Genomic DNA, 18,392 nt, shown 5'->3' with positions numbered 1-18,392 from the left:
AACTTAAAAAAGCCCTGAAAAGGGCCGTCTTTAATGATTCACTTTAATAGTGTGTTTTACATCTTTTCCAAGAGGTTCAAAATCGTTGTTTGTCGGAGCATTAATCCGTATTTCAATTGATTTCAAGTCTTGAACAGACGATTTTTTCAAAATGTAAACATTTGCACCTTCATTTTTAACTTTTCCTAGATATTCTCCTTCAATATGTTTGGAAATAAGCATTTCAGGCTCAAGCTGTTCTTTAGTATTAGTGACAATTGTTGCCTGTCCCAAATAGAAATTCACATCATCATCTGATGTATTTTCACCTGACATTTCAATTGTTACGGCATTAACAGTATCGCCAACTTTAACACCGAGTAGAGAGGCTGTTTGTTCATTTTTCGGCTGCATTTCTTTTAATTGAATACTTTTGATAGTATATTTCATAGGGCCGACAGTGCCATCTATATTCAATTTATTATTAGTATAGACATCTTTCCCTTTAAGATTTTCATCTTCCTGTACATTCTCATTTTCTTTTTCGCTATCAGAATTTTTGTTTTCGTTTGTGTCCACTTTCTTAGTATCCTCGCTGTTTTTTGCGGTTTCTGAAGAACCACAAGCCCCCAAAATAACTCCTAAACAAATAGTTAAAAATAAAATTAATACTTTTTTCATGATTAACCTCCAGATTATAATTGTATGTACGTCTTTAATCATAGGATAAAATTCCTAAAAATTCAATAGATAATTTCCATTTTTGTAAAACGCTTCACAGCTGTTTGCCGGGCTTTCAGTGTGTGAATCTCGAATTCAGCGTACACCGCTTTTCGATTAACGACGATGATGCCTTATTTTAGTGATCTAATTTCATCACGCAACAGGTATCAGTGAATGCTTTAGGCAGGCTCTGGGTCAATTTCAGGGATTTTCACAGGATAAAAGATAAACGTCAGAATATATTGTTTTACTCGACAGCCAGGCAGCAGTAAAAAGGGGGCGAATAAGCCTCCCGCAAGACCCTGAAGTCCTTTGCGGTTTGCCGCTGTATTTTTTCTTTCAGCAAATCAAGGCCGAAGCGGTCGACAGAGAATGTCGATGATGTCTTCGTTTCTCGTTGCCGCTTGTCCGTTTTTAATAGAGCTAAAGTGATTGGAGGATCTAGATATATTTGACTAGTTAAAAACAATTCTTTCTTTTTATCGAGTATCGGAAAATAGTTCCGCATTTAAATTGAAATTTGTGTATAATTTTATTCAAACTGAACATAACAACATGGCCAGAGAAGAAAGGTGTTTTAAATTTGAGACGAATAATCAAATGGGCAGCATTAGTCACTTTATGTATTGGCTTATTCGCATGTTCTGCAAACAAGAATGCAGAAAATATTCATTACGCAAATGACGAAAAGCAGACACTGGATATCTATACACCGAAGACGGTGAAGAAAGAGAAACATCCCGCTCTCATCTACATTCATGGAGGAGGATGGACAGGCGGGGACAAAGGCAGGGCTGCCTCAAAGCCGGCGTTTTTTACAGAAAACGGCTATGTTTTCGTGTCTGTCAACCATCGGCTTCATCCTGATGTTCAGTATGATGATATGGCCTATGATGTTGCAAAGGCCATTAAATGGGTTGAGAATCATGCAGATGAATATCAAATTGATCAATCGAAAATCAATGTAATGGGGCATTCGGCAGGGGGACACTTGACGGGCTTAATTGCAGCAGATGCAAAATATTTAAACAGCGTCGGCCTAAAACCGGAATCACTCAATTCGATTGTTATATTAGATGGACCTTTGAATATCAAGGCATTCATCGAAGCGATTCCATCTTACAAAAAAGTGTATGGCCCTGATGAAAAGGTGTGGACAGAAGCATCACCGCTCACCTACATAAACAATTCAAATTTGCCGCCGGCTTATCTAGTGACCCGCTGGGAAGATCCTTCTGTTTACAAATTTGCAGAAACCGCAAACAAAGCGACAGGGTCTGATTTTGTTTATCAAGTCAAGAACTTATCTCACAGCGATTTAAATAAAATGTTCGGTTCTCCGGATGGACCAAAAGAAGCGCAGGATATGACAAAAGCTGTGATGGCGTTTTTAAAGAAGGAAAACGAGTAAGCTTGAAAGAGCTGGTTCTGCTCAGACCCTCTTCATGTGCCGCCTAACATGAAGAAACATCCGATCATGTTTTAAAGGGGAGAGGGAATTCCAAATGAACGCTGATAAACAGCATCTGCATATTAGTTGCAATAGAAAAGGGTTAGATCTGGAAGAAGCGGGATTAAAACAACTAGACGCAGATGTATGGGACATTTATTTCAATTTTCAGGATCATGCTATGAATGAACAAGATTCCGTGTATTTCAAAAATTGGATTGAAATGGAGTTAAATCAATAATTTTTATGAGAGTCCTATTTATAGATAGTGGCTCTTATTTTTTCGGTAATTCGTTTAAATTGGCTTTTAAACTAAAAAAGTGGCAGGAATTTTGTTTTCCGGCCTTTCAATTTTGAAACTTATTGACTTTAGGGAATATATGATGACAAAAGTATTGTGTGAAATAAAACCTTTTTATAAGATAAAAGGAAATTCAACTGAAAAGGGAGGAAGAAATGTGAAAAAGAAAATAAGATTATTCATAGTGTTCATTGCAGACGCTTGTTTTTTGGCTCCGTATGAGTGCCTGCCGGAACATTGTTTGTTAAAGTATCTTGTATTCTGACACGCCAATTAACCATATAAATATAATTAACAATTCTAAAATAGAGTCATAATGATTATCATTCCGAGCCTCTTCAGATCCTTCTTCTTCGCCCTATACAAACCCTCTTCAATCCGCGGGGTTCCGAGCTCCTTCGAGATTTCGCGCTGCCTTTTCTCTTTCTTCAACTCAAAGACTAACCCATAGGATTAGATGCAACAGAAGGGAAGGCTGTGGTAACCCCTGTACTGTTGTCAAAAAGGAGTCAGTGCACGTAAAGCTGCTAATTTAAAAGCCGGTGGCGACATTTTTTCATTTCCGTTTTTCTTTAGTCAGCCTTCGATTGTTTGACACACATATTAGACAGAGCTAATATGATATCAACAGAACATATTAGCTCTATCTAATATGTTAGGGGGGATAACATATGGAACATAACAAAATAGACACAAAAGTTAAATTAATTCACGGCTTTTCAAATAAAACAAGGCTTCAAATTCTTGAATGTATTAAAGACAAAGAAAAAACAGTCTCCCAGATTGTAGAAGAGATCAACGGTAATCAATCAAATATCTCACAACACCTCGCCTGCTTAAAAGGTTGTGGAATGATTGTTAGAAGGAATGAGGGGAAATATGGCTACTACAGTTTACGCAACCAGCATATAAGGGATTTGTTGGAAATGTTCGATGTTGTTCTAGATGATGTTCAACATGATGTGGCGTGCTGTGACCGGCATATAGATTAGGGGGATTAAAAATGGCTGACAAATGTTGTAGTACAAATAACAGTATCGAAAGAACTGAAAAAATGGAGACGAGTTGTTGTAACACTCACAAAGATTTATTAAACGATTCTTCTTCAGTATCTGATGTCATGCAGGATGAAGCTAATTGTTGCAGTCATTCTCAATCCATCAAGAGTACACAAGAAGCCGATAGCTGTTGCAGCAGCAAATCAACGATGAAAGAAGCTGACCGTTCAGAAAAGCCTCATTGCTGTAACAGCCATGATCAAAAAGTAACGATTGCGAGCTCCAATACGATTGAAGAACGGAAAGAATTTAGAGTTCATGGCATGGATTGTCCCGCTTGTGCAAAAACAATTGAAAAAGGTTTAACGACCTTAAGGGATATAGTTGATGTAAAGGTTAATTACAGTACGGCAAAAATGCAAGTGACTGCAAATAACGCAGATGCTTTTATTCCCATTGAGAATGAAATGAAAAGACTCGGATACTCTATAGAACCCATAAATCAGAATAACAATATAAAAATATACAATATCGAAGGCATGGACTGTGGAAGTTGTGCTAAAAGCATTGAAAATCATTTTAATACTCATCCATCAGTTCAAAATGTCAGTGTGAATTTCTCCACTGGGAAAATGAAAATTGAACATACCAGCAGTGTCGAAGAGATGATTTCTGAAGTATCTAAAATCGGCTATAAAGCTTCATTACATTCAAAAAATCAACCACTACAATTGAATAAGGGTAATAAGGAAAGCGGCTTAATTATCATGTCCAGTTTATTAATAGCTTTTGGTTTTATCGGATCCTTTACTGGTGTTTCAGCATTAATGTCTGCTTTGCTTTACGCCACTGCAATGGTGATTAGTGGTTATAAGCCAGTTAAGAGTGCTTTTTATGCAATAAAAAGTCGGTCACTTGATATGAATGTTCTGATGTCTGCTGCGGCAATCGGAGCTGCTCTTATAGGTGAATGGCTTGAAGGTGCTACTGTTATCTGGCTGTTTGCCATCGGTAACTTTCTGCAAACAAAATCAATTGAGCGTACAAGGAACTCGATACGAAACCTGATGGATCTAGCTCCTCCTGAAGCTTGGGTCAAAGTGAATGCCGAGATCATGAAGAAGCCTGTTGAAGAAATATCTATAGGAGACACCATCATCGTGAAGCCGGGTGATAAGATTCCTTTAGACGGTGAAATCATACGAGGAGAATCAAGTGTCAATCAGGCTCCTATTACAGGAGAATCCATTCCTGTGGATAAGGAGCTGGGTGACACAGTATACGCAGGGACGATAAATGAAAATGGATCACTGGAGATAAAAGTTTCAAAGCTGGTTGAAGATACAACCATATCAAAAATCATCCACTTGGTTGAAGAAGCACAGGAGCAAAAAGCACCGACTGAAGCATTTGTTGATCGGTTTGCAAGTATTTATACACCTATTGTCTTTATTTTAGCTTTAGCAGTCATGGTGCTGCCCCCGTTCCTTGGATTTGGCACTTGGGGAGAATGGTTTTATAAAGGGCTCGAACTATTAGTTGTTGCTTGTCCTTGCGCCTTAGTCATTTCTACTCCTGTTGCAATCGTATCTGCCATTGGGAATGCCGCAAAAAACGGGGTCTTAATCAAAGGTGGAACATTCTTAGAAACCGCAGGCTCCATCAATACGATTGCATTTGATAAAACAGGGACTTTAACCGAAGGCAAGCCCAAAGTTTCAGAAATGAAAGCGTTGAATGTGACAGAAGAAGAATTACTATCAATAGCTGTAACATTAGAAAATTACTCCACACACCCGATTGCAAAAGCGATTGTTGATCATGCGAATGAAAAAGGAATTCAAGCTAAAAATGGTGAGCTATTCAAAAATATTGTTGGAAAAGGCATTCAAGCGACAATTGATGGAACCCTTTTTTATGCCGGAAATCCTAAACTATTTACTGAAATGAATATATCTTTAGAGAATGTAAAGAAACATGTTCAAGAGATACAGAATAAAGGAAAGACGGTCGTGATGATAGGTACACAACATCAAGTGATAGGGTTGATTGCAGTTTCTGATCCAATTCGTGAAACAACGGCTTCTGTTTTGAAAACATTAAAATACAGCGGAGTGAATCAAACTGTCATATTGACCGGAGATCATGAAGGAACTGCAAAAATGATTGCTTCAGAAGCGAAAGTCAATCGTTATTTTGCAGAATTATTACCGGAGGATAAAGTTGATATCATAAAGAAACTACAAAATGAGGGACGTAAAACGGCTATGGTCGGAGACGGCATAAATGACGCCCCAGCCCTAGCAACGGCAGATTTAGGGATCGCTATGGGCGGTGCAGGAACCGACACAGCAATGGAGACGGCCGATATTGTGTTAATGGCAGATCACCTTGATCAACTCCCACACACAATAAAACTAAGCAGAAAAGCTTTAACCATTATAAAGCAAAATATATGGTTTTCTATCATTATTAAAATTATTGCGCTACTCTTCATCTTTCCCGGTTGGCTTACCCTTTGGATGGCTGTTTTAAGCGATACAGGCGCAGCCTTAATCGTCATTTTAAATGCGCTAAGGTTGTTAAAATTTAAAGGATAGATGTGATAAGGATGTTTCTTCATAGAGACATCCTTATATTTTTGAGAATAAGAGAAATGGACAGAGAGGATGAGCGAGAGGTACACAACATGTGACAGTTACAGAAGTGTACCGCCGAATACTGTGTTAAAAGAGTGAGAGAGTGAATCGGAGGCCTAAGGATGTGGGAGCATTTTATCAAGCTCCATGCCTGAGCTGCATCGCGTCGATGACGTCTTCGTTTTCCGAGTCGAAATTGACAGTAGGTATGCCTTCTGGAAGTTCATAAACAATGTCTACACGATCCGTTTGCTTATCAAATTTGTTTATAGTTTCCGAATCTGTTTGATCTGTGTGAATGCTTTAATATTAAATGAATTAAAGCCATTGATAAGTCTGCTACTAAATTCCTGCTTTTTTATAATACGGTTCTTTTATATATTATTGTAACGTATGTTATAATGTTATATAAAATGATCTAATTCTATATAAATTTACATAAAAGGAAATAATATGAAACCAGCGAGAAAGAAAGTATATTCTCTTCTAAGCTTGATTACAATTGTTAGCTTATCTCTTATTCCTGGAATAGGACTTCGAACAGATAATGAATTTTCTGAGACTCATTATTTTTTTGGTTATCCAGCTGAATGGTTTGGTTATTCCGGAGATTGGTTATTTGGTTTTCAAGTATTTAATTTGTTGTTCAATTTTTTTCTATTCTATTTTATTTTTTTCCTATTGGATAAACTGCGGAAAGTTCTATTACAGTTTAAAAATGGACTATAATACAGGAAAGAACAGGCCGCTTGGCCTGCTCCATCAGATAAAGTAAGCGATTCTTCACTTAGGCTGATTGATATTAATGTTTACGAATGTCCGACCTGAATTAGGCAGATAACCCGTTAAGCCAGAGTCATGATATAAACCATTTTGCACATACTCAAATCCGGGCTGATTAATTCCGGGTACTTGGGTGCTGCCATTGTTAAAAATCACTTTGGCGCCGGTTGTATCAGTATCAGCTGGTAACGTCAAAGTGTAAATTCCATCTGCATTCTTAGTCATTGCTTTTCCCGGCCAAGATCCGGTCAATTCTATTGCCTGACCTCCATTTTCCTTATATATATATGCATTTACTTGGCCCCAATTATTTGGATTTTGATAGCCAATTGTTTTTACGGAAGATGGGTCTCTTTTAACAAAAGTGTATTCATTTGTCCTGCTTACTCCATTACTGTTCGTTCCTGTTAAAGTGACCTTGTATGTTGTGTCAAATGGTTCTCCTTTTCCAAGGGTTAATCGATCTCCATCCTTAAACTCTGCCTCATCACCATTATTTATTTGATAAGCAGCTTTTGTTGTTTTAGCATCTGCACGCAGAGTGATCGTCAGTTGATCATCATAAAAAGAATGTGTCACACCTGTTTTATAGTTCTCGATGAAGACATTAGGTGCATTTGCGATATCGTCAGGATAAAGAACGACCACAGCTCTGCTGCCGATCGTACCTGTAAGGTTACCATTCGTTACTTTAAACGAACCATCCCCGGCTTTATTATCATAATCACCATCAGGTAAATCTGTTGAAGTATGGATAGAAACCGATGATGAACCTACATTCGCTAAAACTACGCCTTCAGATCCGCGCTCATTCATGAATATCTGGTTGTTTCCATTCGGGTTAGAGAGTTTCTCAGGCTTTCCAGTCATTACATTATGAAATTTATTGACCGCTGTGATGGCTTGATCTTTAAACAAGGCACTCCCGCGATCACCTATTTGACTTTTTCCAGGGAATCTTACGCCATTTCCGCCGCCCTCAGGTCTGGAGAAAAAGAGAGGTGTACTCCCTGAACGAGAAGCAATAACCGCCCAGCCCAAGCGAATATCATCATCGCTCATCCATGTTGATTGTTCATCATCATTGGCATACGTATCATGTGATTCCACCCATGTGACCAGATCATCTGCAGGCACATCTGATGCATAATTGGAGATATTCGATGTACTAAAATTACGATTCTTTAAAGCAGACCTTATGGTATGCCCATAGTTAGATGCTGTTACATTCATATAATTCGCATATGCAGCGTCCCTGGAGGCACTGTCTTGTAATATTTCTCCATATTGAAACTCTGCAGATGTATCTGTCATATTCGGCCAAAAATCACTGCCGTGATCACCATCATCCGGAAGCTCTATATGTTTGGCCGCGTCATACCTAAACCCGGCGGCACCATCATTCAATACTCTCTCTAAGAAATGTTTTAGATATGACTGTGCTTGTGTATTCTGTGTATTCCAGTCGTACAGCCCCAGCAATGAATTCTGTGTAACATCTTTTCGATCGGACCAGTTTTTAATTTGTGTATTTCCATGGGTCCAATTTGGAATACTCTTAATTTCACTCGAAATCGCAGCATAGTCACTTGTTGTGTGATTTATGACTGCGTCAACAATGACCTTCACACCATATTCTTCAGCCGCGGCACACATTTCTTTAAATTCTTTTTCAGTCCCTAAGTAACTGTTGCCAATTTGATAAGAGGTCGGCTGATAGAGCCAGTACCAGTTCGCCATTCCTTTATCCCCATTATTTCCTTCCTTCACTTGGTTTACCGGAGACGTCTGAATCGCTGTATATCCCGCATCATGAATATCTTTCATATGATTTTTTAAAGTGTTAAACGACCAATTCCAAGCATGCAGAATGGTTCCGCTTTCTATTGATGGCGCAGTATACTCATCAGATTTGTTCGTTGCCCCGGCATTGGCTGCCGCGGGTCCTCCTAAAATCAAATGAAACAATAACAATAATCCAGCGAAAATCGGAAGTAAAGAGGTATTTAATAGTTTTTTAAACATTCCGAACATTCAAACACTCCTTGTTTCTTTTTTCATTTTTAAAGACTTTCTGGCGGTCAAAAATCCCTCGTACTCAATTCTTCCCTTTCCTCCTTTCAAACTCTTGTGAAGACTGGATAATTTTAGTTAAGCGCTTACATTTTAAGTTATCACATGATATCTATTAATACAACTTGATAGAGTGATTCCAAGCAATCATTCTCTTATCTTCATTCAAACACCCAGAGGATTGATCCAGCAACCCGGCATCGCGAACCAGTTCGGATGGGAGGGTTTTTGAAAGATTTGACGAAAGCAAAAAAACATCCACAATATTTGTTCAGCAAATCAGAAGAATGATTAGCAATGGCACCGCGTGCTGCGAAAGTTTGTGCGGAATACGGGGGAAAAAGGAGCTGGTCAAACCGCCTCAAGAGTTATGTCCAAAAGAGACCCCAATTGCAATTTCGCGCTGCGTTTTTTCTTTCTTCAAATCAAGGCCGAAGCGGCCGGCGATGACTCCTTTTTCACTACGGTCTGAGGAGTCGATGACGTCTTCGTTTCCGATTTGAGGACATTGGTGAGGCTGAGTGAACATAGTTATGTACTTTTAGACTGCATGACACTGTTCTTTTTTTGTCAAACAAAAAAATACACATAAAATACAAACGAAACAAAGTTATTAGTGTTGATTTATTTTTGTTTTAGGATTAATCTAGACTTGCAGGTTTCAATACACATTCCTCAAGATGTGAAAGGCAAGGTGAAAGCGAAATGAATCAAGTATACGTCTCTGTTGATATAGGCGCTTCCAGCGGACGACTCATACTCTCCAGCATGGAGGAGGGAAAACTGCAGCTGCAAGAAGTTCACAGGTTTGCCAATGGCTTCACCAACCACCATGGAAAATGTGTTTGGGACATAGACCACTTGTTAACGGAGACCATTAAAGGACTGGCGATTGTGAAATCTCACGGGCATAACAGTTGTATGGTAGGGATTGATACTTGGGCAGTTGATTATCTCCTTCTTGGCGATGATGGAAAGCACTTGCAGGAAGCGTTTTCTTATCGGGATTCACGTACGGCGGAAACGATGGGAAAGGTATTCAGCAAAATTCCGCAGGAAGAAATTTACCGCAAGACAGGCATCCAGTTTCTCCAATTCAACACGTTGTATCAATTGTATGAAGAAGAAAAAGATAAGCTGGCACAAACCAAGCAAATTCTTTTAATTCCTGACTATCTGAATTACCGGCTTACCGGAAAAGCTGTTCAGGAGGTAACAAACGCCTCGACAACGCAACTCTTTAATTTGCAAACACGCACATATGACGAGGAACTGTTAAAGGTTATTGGCTTAAAGCCCGATCAGTTTCCCGAGATTGTGGAACCAGGCACTTTCATCGGCAAGCTGGATCCAACCTTGTTTCCTTCTTACGACCTTCCCGATTGTGATGTGTATACTGTAGCTTCCCACGATACGGCATCGGCCGTTGTCGGTACGCCCGGAGAAGGAAACAATTGGGCTTTCCTTAGCAGTGGCACCTGGTCTTTGATCGGGATTGAATCGGCACATCCAATTGTAACCGAAGCGGCTTTCAAGGAAGCTTTTACGAACGAAGCCGGAATGAACAAGACGACGCGTTTTCTCAAAAATATCATCGGTATGTGGGTGATGCAAGAAATTCGGAGAATACTGCCGCAAGATTACAATTTTGCTAGATTCGTTGTTGAAGCCAAAAAGGAAAAGCCATTTCAGCAATTTGTTAATTTCAATGAAGACCGCTTTTTGAATCCACACAATATGGTGGCTGAAATACAAGCATACTGCGTGAGCACAAATCAGAAGATTCCAAAAACAGCAGGTGAGCTTGCGGGATGTGTTTACTCGAATTTAGCGATTATTTATGCCATTGCGATGAACAAGCTTACTGAGCTGACAGGCCAATCCATTGAAAGCCTTCATATTGTCGGGGGCGGAGCAAATAACGCTTATCTCAATCAGTTGACCGCCGATGTAAGTGGAAAAACCGTATATGCCGGACCTACGGAGGCAACGGCGATTGGCAACGTACTGGTGCAGATGATGGCGGCTGGAGAGGTGGCGTCAATCGAGGAAGCCAGACGGCTCATCCGGAGTTCATTTGAAATTAACAAGTTTGAGCCGCAGACTCTGGATCGCGAAAAACTGATAAAACAATTTAAGGAGGTAACAAATGATGAGTACGTTAATTAAGCAAAATTACCAGCAGGTAAAAGAGTTGTATGCGTCTCATGTCAATCGAAACAGAGGAAGTGATTAAGAAATTAGCGGATCAAGGTGATGATGTACGCGGTTTTATGAATCAAGATCAAGAATTGACCGGCGGGATCTCTGTCACAGGTAACTATCCAGGGGTGGCGACCACTCCGGAAGAGCTGCGTCAGGATCTGGAAAAAGCATTCTCGCTTATTCCCGGAAAGCATAAGCTGAATCTGCATGCGATTTACATGGATACAGAAGAAAAAGTTGATCTTCATGAAATCGGAACCCCGCCATTTTGAAAAATGGGTATCTTGGGCAAAAGAACTGGGATTGGGACTGGACTTTAATCCAACATGTTTTTCACATCCGAAATCGGCCGACGGGTTTACATTAGCCATCCGAATTCGGACATTCGTTCATTCTGAATTGAACACTGCAAACGGGCCAGAAAAGTAGGGGAATACTTCGGAAAAGAAACGGGGCAAACATGTATTACAAACGTCTGGATTCCTGACGGATTCAAGGATGTCCCGGTAGACCGTTTAGGGCCTCGGAAGCGGCTTGAAGCGGCACTGGATAAAGTTTTCGCTGGAAAAATTGATGAACGCTATAATCTGGATGCTATAGAAAGCAAGCTGTTCGGGATCGGTTCCGAAAGCTATGTGGTTGGTTCACATGAATTTTATATGGGATATGGTTTAACCCGTAACAAGTTGATCTGCCTAGATGCCGGACACTTCCACCCAACAGAGGTTGTATCCAACAAACTTTCTGCCTTGTCTATATTCGCTAACGGCATGCTGCTGCATGTGAGCCGTCCTGTACGCTGGGACAGCGACCATGTTGTTACGCTCGATGACGAGCTGCTTGAAATCGCACGTGAACTGATCACACATGATCTGCTGCCCAAGACGGCGATCGGCCTTGACTTTTCTGACGCAAGCATTAACCGGATTGCCGCATGGGTTATCGGAACACGGAACATGCAAAAAGCGTTGCTGCGCTCTATGCTTGAACCGACCGATCAGTTGAAGCAGATGGAACTTGCGGGTGATTATACGTCGCGTCTCGCGCTGCGTGAAGAATTGAAAATGTATCCGTTGTGAGCAGCAAGGTTTGTCAGTCCGTGAGCAATGGCTGCAGGAAGTTAAACAGTACGAAGAAAGTGTATTGAAACATAGAGCAATTTGAAGGAGGAGTTAGATTATGATGCTGGATATTTTAACTGCACCATTTATGAAAGAAATGACGAAAACCACCTCTAACTTGTACCGTTTGGGATGGGATGAACGAAATGGGGGAAACATCAGTTATTTGCTGAACGAAGAAGAACTGGCTCCATATCTCGATCTGAACAGTGTGAGACGGGTAGTTCCAATGAATTTTGACGCTTCCGCTCTTGCTGGACGTTATTTTATCGTAACCGGGTCAGGAAAGTACTTTAAAAACGTGATTGATGCGCCTGCCCTGAATCTCGGCATCATCCGTATTGCCAAAGATGGCCGCGCTTACGAACTATTGTGGGGTTTTGAAGACGGCGGACTGGCAACAAGCGAGCTTCCAACTCACTTGATGAACCATGCGAAGCGTTTATCTGTTGACCCAACTCACCGTGTAATAATTCATTGTCATGCAACCCATTTGATTGCGATGACATTTACGCATGATCTTGATGAAGTAGAGTTTACACGCACGTTGTGGCAAATGTGCACGGAATGCTTGGTTGTGTTTCCGGAAGGTGTCGGAATCATTCCTTGGATGGTGCCTGGTACGGATTCGATCGGTAAGGCAACCGCCGAGAAAATGGCCGATATGCGCATTGTTTTATGGCCTCATCACGGTATCTTCGGGGCAGGACCGACAATGGACGATACGTTCGGTTTAATCGAGACCGCTGAAAAAGGAGCCGAGGTATATACAGCCGTTTGCTCACAGGGCGGTATTAAACAAACAATTACAGACCGCCAGCTTCAGGACTTGGCGGACGCATTTCAAGTGACGCCCCGCGCTGGAGTATTACATGTTTAATTCATATTCTGACAGGAGGAATGCCGTTTGATCCGCGTAGCGAGTATCATGTATCTTTTTCCGGAACATTATGAGGAATATGCGAAGCGTCATGATGAATTGTGGCCTGAAATGAAGAAGGAACTGAAGGCTCATGGCGCACAGAACTACAGTATCTTTCTGGACGAACAGTCCGGCCAGCTGTTTGCTTACTTGGAAATTGAGGACAAAGACAAATGGACGCAAATGTCTGATACGGCAATCTGCCGTAAATGGTGGGATTACATGGCGCCGTTAATGAAGACGAATGTGGACAACAGCCCGGTATCGACAGACTTAAAACAGGTATTTTATTTGCGGTAATTTCTTTTCCGTGTTCCCGCTTTCGTGAACACACCTCTGCGAATAACAGTTATTCCTGAAAGGGGAAAGAATCATGTCCGATTCATCGAAAGGCAGTTTGAAATCAACGATCACTGTCGCTATGTCGAATTTTTTGGAAGCCGGTTCGATTGTGGCTGGAGCTGGCGGCCTGTCGTTATGGGTCAATTACTTGCATTTGTCCGATTATAAAGTAGGCCTCCTTGGAGCCCTCAGTGCCAACGGATTTGGTGCGGCGGTCGGAGCATTGATTGGCGGGGCGCTGGTAGACAAATACGGTCGGAAATTCATTTACAAGTACGATCTGATTGTCTATATGCTGGGTGTTTTGCTCATTGCATGTTCAGTTAATTTCCCGATGCTTCTAATTGGTTATATCATTACAGGTATTGCCGTTGGTGCGGGTATTCCGGCGGCATGGACTTATATTGCGGAGGAAGCTCCTGACGGGGAAAGGGCAGCACGTGTAGGATGGGGACAATTAGCATGGTCAGTAGGACCGGCAATTGCGCTGTTTCTGTCCGTGTTTCTTGCTCCGCTCAATCTGCTGGGCAGCCGTATCATTTTCTTATTACTATTTGTAATCGCTTTAATCACTTGGATCATGCAACAGCAAATCAATGAGTCTAAGATATGGACAGAAGAAAAAGAGCGTGAACAAGCAGGTAAATTAAAAGGCAATGTGGAGTCAAGCGGCATCAAAGAGCTGTTTACGGTTAAAGCAAACTTGAAAGCGCTCGTCTTGCTTGTAGGAATCTACTTTTTCTGGAACCTGGTCGCAGGAACAATGGGATATTTCATGCCGTTTATTTATGAAACTGTCGGGGGGCTTTCCGCAGCGCAGGCAAACTTGCTGCAGGGAACTCTCTGGATATTTACGGTACTGTCAACATACATTGTTTTTATCAAGTTGGGTGACAAAGTAAATCGGAAATTTCTGTTCTCGGTCGGAGCGATCATGGGGATAGCAGCTTGGGCTGTGCTTGTATTCGGCGGCATGGGCATAACAGAACTTTGGCTGTTTGTCTTCCTTTGGGGTGTGGCAGCCGGCTTCGGAGCGCAAGCTTTTTACGGCTTGTGGTCTAGTGAATTATTTCATACCCGCTATCGCGCCAAAGCGCAAGGCTTCATGTTTTTCCTCGTCCGCATCGGCGTGGGCCTGATTTCTCTCGTCGTTCCGGTTATGATTTCGCAACTGGGCTTCAAAACTTCCGGACTGATTATGATTGGTTTTCTGGTTCTGCATGTCATCATCGGGGTACTTCTGGCGCCTGAAACACGTGGAAAATCGTTGGAGAACATTCAACAGGAACGCTATGGAACGGATGCCGGTATCGGAAACTGAACAATATTGTTCTGGTAGGTTAATAGGGTTCAGGCTAGTAGTGTTTATAGATGGATAAACCAAGTGGCCGAAAGCATCTGTATTCGATGAAATCCGGAGACCTTACTTCAAAATGTCACCGACACCATTCATCGAGATGTTTTCCCACATGTTTAGACAAATCCAAAACGGTCGGCGCTGTAACAAATAGTTGTGATTGGTGTCAAGATGTTGTCTCTAATACTTCGCTATGTTGAAGTTGCTAGAAAAGACTTATGGCTTGTTTTCTCGTTGTAAATTGCGATTTATGGTTTAAAAAGCCGCAAGTCAATAAAAAACCAGAAAGGTCGATAAAAATGACGACAAGTAAAACATTCTATGTTCCATCCGTCAATTTAATAGGTCAAGGATGTCTGCATGAAATGGGTGATTTCGTTCAGGCAGCTGGGTATAAAAAAGCATTTGTCGTTACGGACAAAGTGTTGGTGAAAACGGGAATTGTGCAAAAGGTGCTGGATGTTCTGGACGGCATCAATGTCTCCTGCAGCCTGTTTGATGAAGTGCAGCCGAATCCGACAAGCGCTATCGTGCATCGCGGCCTTGAACTGCTCAATGAGTCGGGCAGTGACGTGATTTTGTCGATTGGCGGCGGTTCTCCTCAGGACTGTGCGAAAGCGATCGGTATTATCAAAACAAACGGAGGACATATCCGCGATTATGAGGGGGTGCATAAATCGATCCACCGTTCTTTTCCGGTCATCGCGGTTAATACGACTGCCGGCACTTCGAGTGAATTAACGATTAATTATGTCATTACAGATGAAGAACGACAGGTTAAGATGGTCATGGTCGACAAAAACAGCTTGGTTCAGTTGTCGGTTAATGATCCAACACTTATGATCAATAAGCCAAAAGAGCTGACTGCGGCGACAGGAATGGACGCGCTGACCCATGCAATCGAATCGATTGTTACACCTGGCAGCTATGCGGTAACCGAAACGCTGGCGCTGGGAGCTGTTGAGTTGATTTTCGAATATCTGCCCCGCGCCGTGAAGAACGGTCAGGACATAGAAGCGCGTGAACAGATGGTGCATGCTATTTTCCTTGCCGGCCTGGCGTTTAATAACGCAGGATTAGGCTTTGTCCATTCCATGGCTCACCAGTTGGGCGGAGTCTATAACATGCCGCATGGCGTCTGCAACGCAATGCTTTTGCCGATCGTTGAAAGAGAGAATGCCAAATATGTCCCGCAAAAATTTCGGAAAATAGCTAAAACAATTGGAGCAGACGTGAAAGAACTTAACGATGCGGAGTGTGCGGAATATGTCATTATGCAAATTGAACGCTTATCCGAGGAAGTCGGCATCCCTAAAACACTGTCCGAAATTGGATTGACAGATGTTGATTTGGATAAACTGGCGGAAAACAGTCTGCTCGATGCATGCGCGCCGGGAAATCCGTTTATGCCAACGAAAGAAGAAACGATCAAAATGCTTGAACAAATTCTATGATCATGATCAGATATTAAGGCGCTAATGGCATAATTTATGACCATGCAGATCTCCCACACATGCTAGATGGAGGCAGCCTTCTGCCGTTGGTATGTAACCGAAAGCCTGTCTCGTTAGATTTATTCGTTAAAGGTTTTGCGCCATAAAAGGTTGTCACTGCGCCAAGTGGCTGTGCAATGTGACGGGATGAAACAGCCGGGCCGCTGGTTCAAATGGAAAAACAGGAATGAATGCTAAAATTGATTCTAAAACTGGACGAGATTCTGTGCTTGTTCTACTTCAAGATAAGCGGTAACGATTGATACGTCTAAACCGGGGGAAGGGTCCAGAAGTTTTTTTCCGGCTCCTTCCTTCTCAGTCCGATAAAACTCATGAAACATCTTCAGCAGCAGCTTCTCAGGTCCGGGACACATAGCTCCGCGAAATCCCCAGCTCCTTCGTCATTTCACGATGTTTTTTCTATCTTTAAATCAAGGCCGAAGCGGCCGACAAGGATTTCTTTTTTTCTGACGCCTGACGATGGTGTTAATGAAATCTTCGTTTTCCGATTTGTTAGCACTTAGAGGTTATCCGTTTTTGCTTGAAGCCAAATAGATGGCGATAAAACAAAAAGTTTTACACATGGGGAAGTCAATTGGTATCAAAAGGATGACACATATCAGTACATCCCTTAACATGGAAAAACATTCATTATATTATTTAGGAAGCACATTATGCTAGTCATGTGTAAATTTTAATAAAGGGTTGAGGGATCATGAGTTATTTGAGAAAATTCTACTTTTCGTATATTTTTCTTGGATTGACAATCTTATCATTTTCGCGAGCATTCATAGGCGAAGAGAATGGATTGTATTTAACGTTAATTTTCTTATTTCTCGCCAATTTCACTTGTTTTGCTACTGAGTATTTAGTTATTAAACATTTCGAAGAGAAAAATCAAGTGAGTTTTCGTAAGCGAAGTGAATTTTATAAGGATAAGCAAATTCGTAATGTGTATGTGTTATTTATATGGAGCCAAATCGTCACAACTTTAATTATTTTCTTTGTGTTTAAATTAGTATTTTAATATGTCAGCGCAAGTGTGTTAATGCTTAGGGAAAAAGGGCTGTAATCTGCCAGTCTCTTTCTAATTGATCCATTGTATAAAAAAGCTCCCATTCAGGAGCTGCAAAACTTTTCATTATTTATTTCCAGGGTCATGGTTAATCCAAACATAATATTTAGAATAGAAAAATGTTAAAAAACAGTCGGTACCATTCCCCCATCCATTCGGATTGGAGAACCTTTAAATGAGGATGCATAAGGACTACACACAAATGCAGCTAGTCTGCCTATTTCAATAGGCTGGATAAATCGCTGTATTTCAGATTGAGGCAGGTTTGCAGCCATAAATTCTTTCTCTTTTTCTGAAAACGTCATCTCTTCATTAGGGTACATACCCTCAATGATTTGTTGCACATGTTCAGAGAGTGTCGGTCCCGGCATGATCGTATTGACTGTAACTTCTGTTCCTATTGTTAATTTAGATAGGCTTTTTGACAATGATAATAGCATTGATTTTGTCATACAATACTGAGGCATTTGTCCTGAAGGCATAATGGCTTCTTCACTCGCAATGAAGATAATACGGCCATCATTATTTTTCAACATTTTAGGTAAATAAAATTTAGATAAACCATTTGCGGTAAGAACATTCGTACGGAAGTATTTTTCCCAGACTTCATCGTCAATGTCCTCATACTGCATGATTTCATAAATCCCCATATTGTTAACTAAAATATCTATATTGGGGTATCTTTCAAATAAAGCTTCTCTTTGTTCAATATCGACAATATCGGCTGCAGCATTTTGAGGAGAGGTAGCCGGGAAATCTGATTTGATTTCATTTACTGTTCGTTCTACATCTTCATCATTTCGGCCATTAATGAGTACATTCACACCTTCTTTGGCAAGCTCAATGGCAATTGCTTTACCTATACCTTTCGTTGATCCGGTAACAAGAGCTGTTTTATTGTTTAATCCCATCTCCATCATACATTTCTCCT

At 41.1% G+C, this 18,392-nt stretch carries 14 protein-coding genes and 1 pseudogene; 10 read left to right on the top strand and 5 right to left on the bottom strand.

The genetic code is table 11. From position 1 onward, the window contains the following. Positions 1-30: 30 nt before the first annotated feature. Positions 31-660 carry a hypothetical protein gene (locus RBH91_RS15100; RefSeq protein WP_307892094.1) on the bottom strand — a complete coding sequence of 210 codons (630 nt, stop codon included), beginning with the start codon at positions 658-660 and terminating at the stop codon, positions 31-33. A 625-nt stretch (positions 661-1,285) separates the two neighbouring features. On the opposite strand from RBH91_RS15100, the gene RBH91_RS15095 reads away from it, so the two are divergent. The 4 genes from RBH91_RS15095 to RBH91_RS15080 all read left to right on the top strand — a co-directional run bounded on the left by RBH91_RS15095 (position 1,286) and on the right by RBH91_RS15080 (position 6,051). Continuing rightward, the gene (locus RBH91_RS15095; protein ID WP_307892093.1) at positions 1,286-2,113 is read left to right on the top strand and encodes an alpha/beta hydrolase; all 828 of its coding nucleotides are present in this window, start codon (positions 1,286-1,288) and stop codon (positions 2,111-2,113) included. A gap of 94 nt (positions 2,114-2,207) precedes the next feature. Next, positions 2,208-2,393, top strand: coding sequence for a DUF3986 family protein (locus RBH91_RS15090; protein ID WP_307892092.1), 186 nt, complete (start codon positions 2,208-2,210; stop codon positions 2,391-2,393). Between the two features lie 731 nt (positions 2,394-3,124). Next, positions 3,125-3,445, top strand: a complete 321-nt coding sequence (locus RBH91_RS15085) for an ArsR/SmtB family transcription factor (protein ID WP_076763512.1) — start codon at positions 3,125-3,127, stop codon at positions 3,443-3,445. An 11-nt stretch (positions 3,446-3,456) separates the two neighbouring features. Further along, positions 3,457-6,051, top strand: coding sequence for a heavy metal translocating P-type ATPase (locus tag RBH91_RS15080; protein ID WP_307892091.1), 2,595 nt, complete (start codon positions 3,457-3,459; stop codon positions 6,049-6,051). Positions 6,052-6,873: 822 nt separating this feature from the next. Here the strand turns inward: RBH91_RS15080 and amyE are convergent. Together amyE and RBH91_RS15070 are read right to left on the bottom strand one after the other, a co-directional pair. Beyond that, positions 6,874-8,898: an alpha-amylase gene (gene amyE, locus RBH91_RS15075; protein WP_307894768.1), complete on the bottom strand. Its 2,025-nt coding sequence runs from the start codon at positions 8,896-8,898 to the stop codon at positions 6,874-6,876. A gap of 409 nt (positions 8,899-9,307) precedes the next feature. Continuing rightward, entirely contained in the window at positions 9,308-9,475 is a 168-nt protein-coding gene (locus RBH91_RS15070; protein ID WP_307894834.1) for a hypothetical protein, read from the bottom strand. Between the two features lie 176 nt (positions 9,476-9,651). Between RBH91_RS15070 and rhaB the strand changes: the two genes are divergently transcribed. The 6 genes and pseudogenes from rhaB to RBH91_RS15040 all read left to right on the top strand — a co-directional run bounded on the left by rhaB (position 9,652) and on the right by RBH91_RS15040 (position 16,347). Next, on the top strand, positions 9,652-11,115 hold the full coding sequence (gene rhaB, locus RBH91_RS15065; RefSeq protein WP_307892090.1) for a rhamnulokinase: 1,464 nt from the start codon (positions 9,652-9,654) through the stop codon (positions 11,113-11,115). Continuing rightward, positions 11,099-12,315 (top strand): annotated as a pseudogene (rhaA, locus tag RBH91_RS15060) (L-rhamnose isomerase). The gene rhaB and the pseudogene rhaA overlap by 17 nt, the downstream one beginning before the upstream one ends. Positions 12,316-12,330: 15 nt before the next feature. Further along, a complete protein-coding gene (rhaD, locus tag RBH91_RS15055) occupies positions 12,331-13,152 on the top strand; it encodes a rhamnulose-1-phosphate aldolase (RefSeq protein ID WP_307892089.1) in 822 nt (273 codons plus the stop codon). A gap of 27 nt (positions 13,153-13,179) precedes the next feature. Next, complete coding sequence (rhaM, locus tag RBH91_RS15050) at positions 13,180-13,494, top strand: L-rhamnose mutarotase (protein ID WP_307892088.1); 315 nt, start codon at positions 13,180-13,182, stop codon at positions 13,492-13,494. Positions 13,495-13,567: 73 nt separating this feature from the next. Continuing rightward, positions 13,568-14,857 carry an MFS transporter gene (locus RBH91_RS15045; protein ID WP_307892087.1) on the top strand — a complete coding sequence of 430 codons (1,290 nt, stop codon included), beginning with the start codon at positions 13,568-13,570 and terminating at the stop codon, positions 14,855-14,857. Positions 14,858-15,192: 335 nt separating this feature from the next. Then, a complete protein-coding gene (locus RBH91_RS15040) occupies positions 15,193-16,347 on the top strand; it encodes an iron-containing alcohol dehydrogenase (protein ID WP_307892086.1) in 1,155 nt (384 codons plus the stop codon). A gap of 245 nt (positions 16,348-16,592) precedes the next feature. On the opposite strand, the gene RBH91_RS15035 is transcribed toward RBH91_RS15040, so the two are convergent. Both RBH91_RS15035 and RBH91_RS15030 read right to left on the bottom strand, forming a co-directional pair. Beyond that, positions 16,593-16,760 (bottom strand): hypothetical protein, encoded by a 168-nt coding sequence (locus RBH91_RS15035; protein ID WP_307892085.1) that lies wholly within the window; start codon positions 16,758-16,760, stop codon positions 16,593-16,595. A gap of 823 nt (positions 16,761-17,583) precedes the next feature. After that, positions 17,584-18,378 carry an SDR family NAD(P)-dependent oxidoreductase gene (locus RBH91_RS15030; RefSeq protein WP_307892084.1) on the bottom strand — a complete coding sequence of 265 codons (795 nt, stop codon included), beginning with the start codon at positions 18,376-18,378 and terminating at the stop codon, positions 17,584-17,586. Positions 18,379-18,392: the final 14 nt, after the last annotated feature.

The sequence above is a fragment of the Bacillus swezeyi genome (assembly GCF_030908325.1).
Classification (GTDB): domain Bacteria; phylum Bacillota; class Bacilli; order Bacillales; family Bacillaceae; genus Bacillus; species Bacillus swezeyi.
This window is presented reverse-complemented; position numbering and strand designations above follow the sequence as displayed.

Excerpts from the sequence above, each read along its gene's own strand:
- RBH91_RS15030 (WP_307892084.1), bottom strand. The coding sequence starts at position 18,378 with ATGGAGATGGGATTAAACAATAAAACAGCTCTTGTTACCGGATCAACG.
- amyE (WP_307894768.1), bottom strand. The coding sequence starts at position 8,898 with ATGTTTAAAAAACTATTAAATACCTCTTTACTTCCGATTTTCGCTGGA.
- RBH91_RS15100 (WP_307892094.1), bottom strand. The coding sequence starts at position 660 with ATGAAAAAAGTATTAATTTTATTTTTAACTATTTGTTTAGGAGTTATT.
- RBH91_RS15090 (WP_307892092.1), top strand. The coding sequence starts at position 2,208 with ATGAACGCTGATAAACAGCATCTGCATATTAGTTGCAATAGAAAAGGG.
- RBH91_RS15085 (WP_076763512.1), top strand. The coding sequence starts at position 3,125 with ATGGAACATAACAAAATAGACACAAAAGTTAAATTAATTCACGGCTTT.
- RBH91_RS15045 (WP_307892087.1), top strand. The coding sequence starts at position 13,568 with ATGTCCGATTCATCGAAAGGCAGTTTGAAATCAACGATCACTGTCGCT.
- RBH91_RS15040 (WP_307892086.1), top strand. The coding sequence starts at position 15,193 with ATGACGACAAGTAAAACATTCTATGTTCCATCCGTCAATTTAATAGGT.
- rhaD (WP_307892089.1), top strand. The coding sequence starts at position 12,331 with ATGATGCTGGATATTTTAACTGCACCATTTATGAAAGAAATGACGAAA.
- RBH91_RS15035 (WP_307892085.1), bottom strand. The coding sequence starts at position 16,760 with ATGTGTCCCGGACCTGAGAAGCTGCTGCTGAAGATGTTTCATGAGTTT.
- RBH91_RS15070 (WP_307894834.1), bottom strand. The coding sequence starts at position 9,475 with ATGTTCACTCAGCCTCACCAATGTCCTCAAATCGGAAACGAAGACGTC.
- RBH91_RS15080 (WP_307892091.1), top strand. The coding sequence starts at position 3,457 with ATGGCTGACAAATGTTGTAGTACAAATAACAGTATCGAAAGAACTGAA.
- rhaB (WP_307892090.1), top strand. The coding sequence starts at position 9,652 with ATGAATCAAGTATACGTCTCTGTTGATATAGGCGCTTCCAGCGGACGA.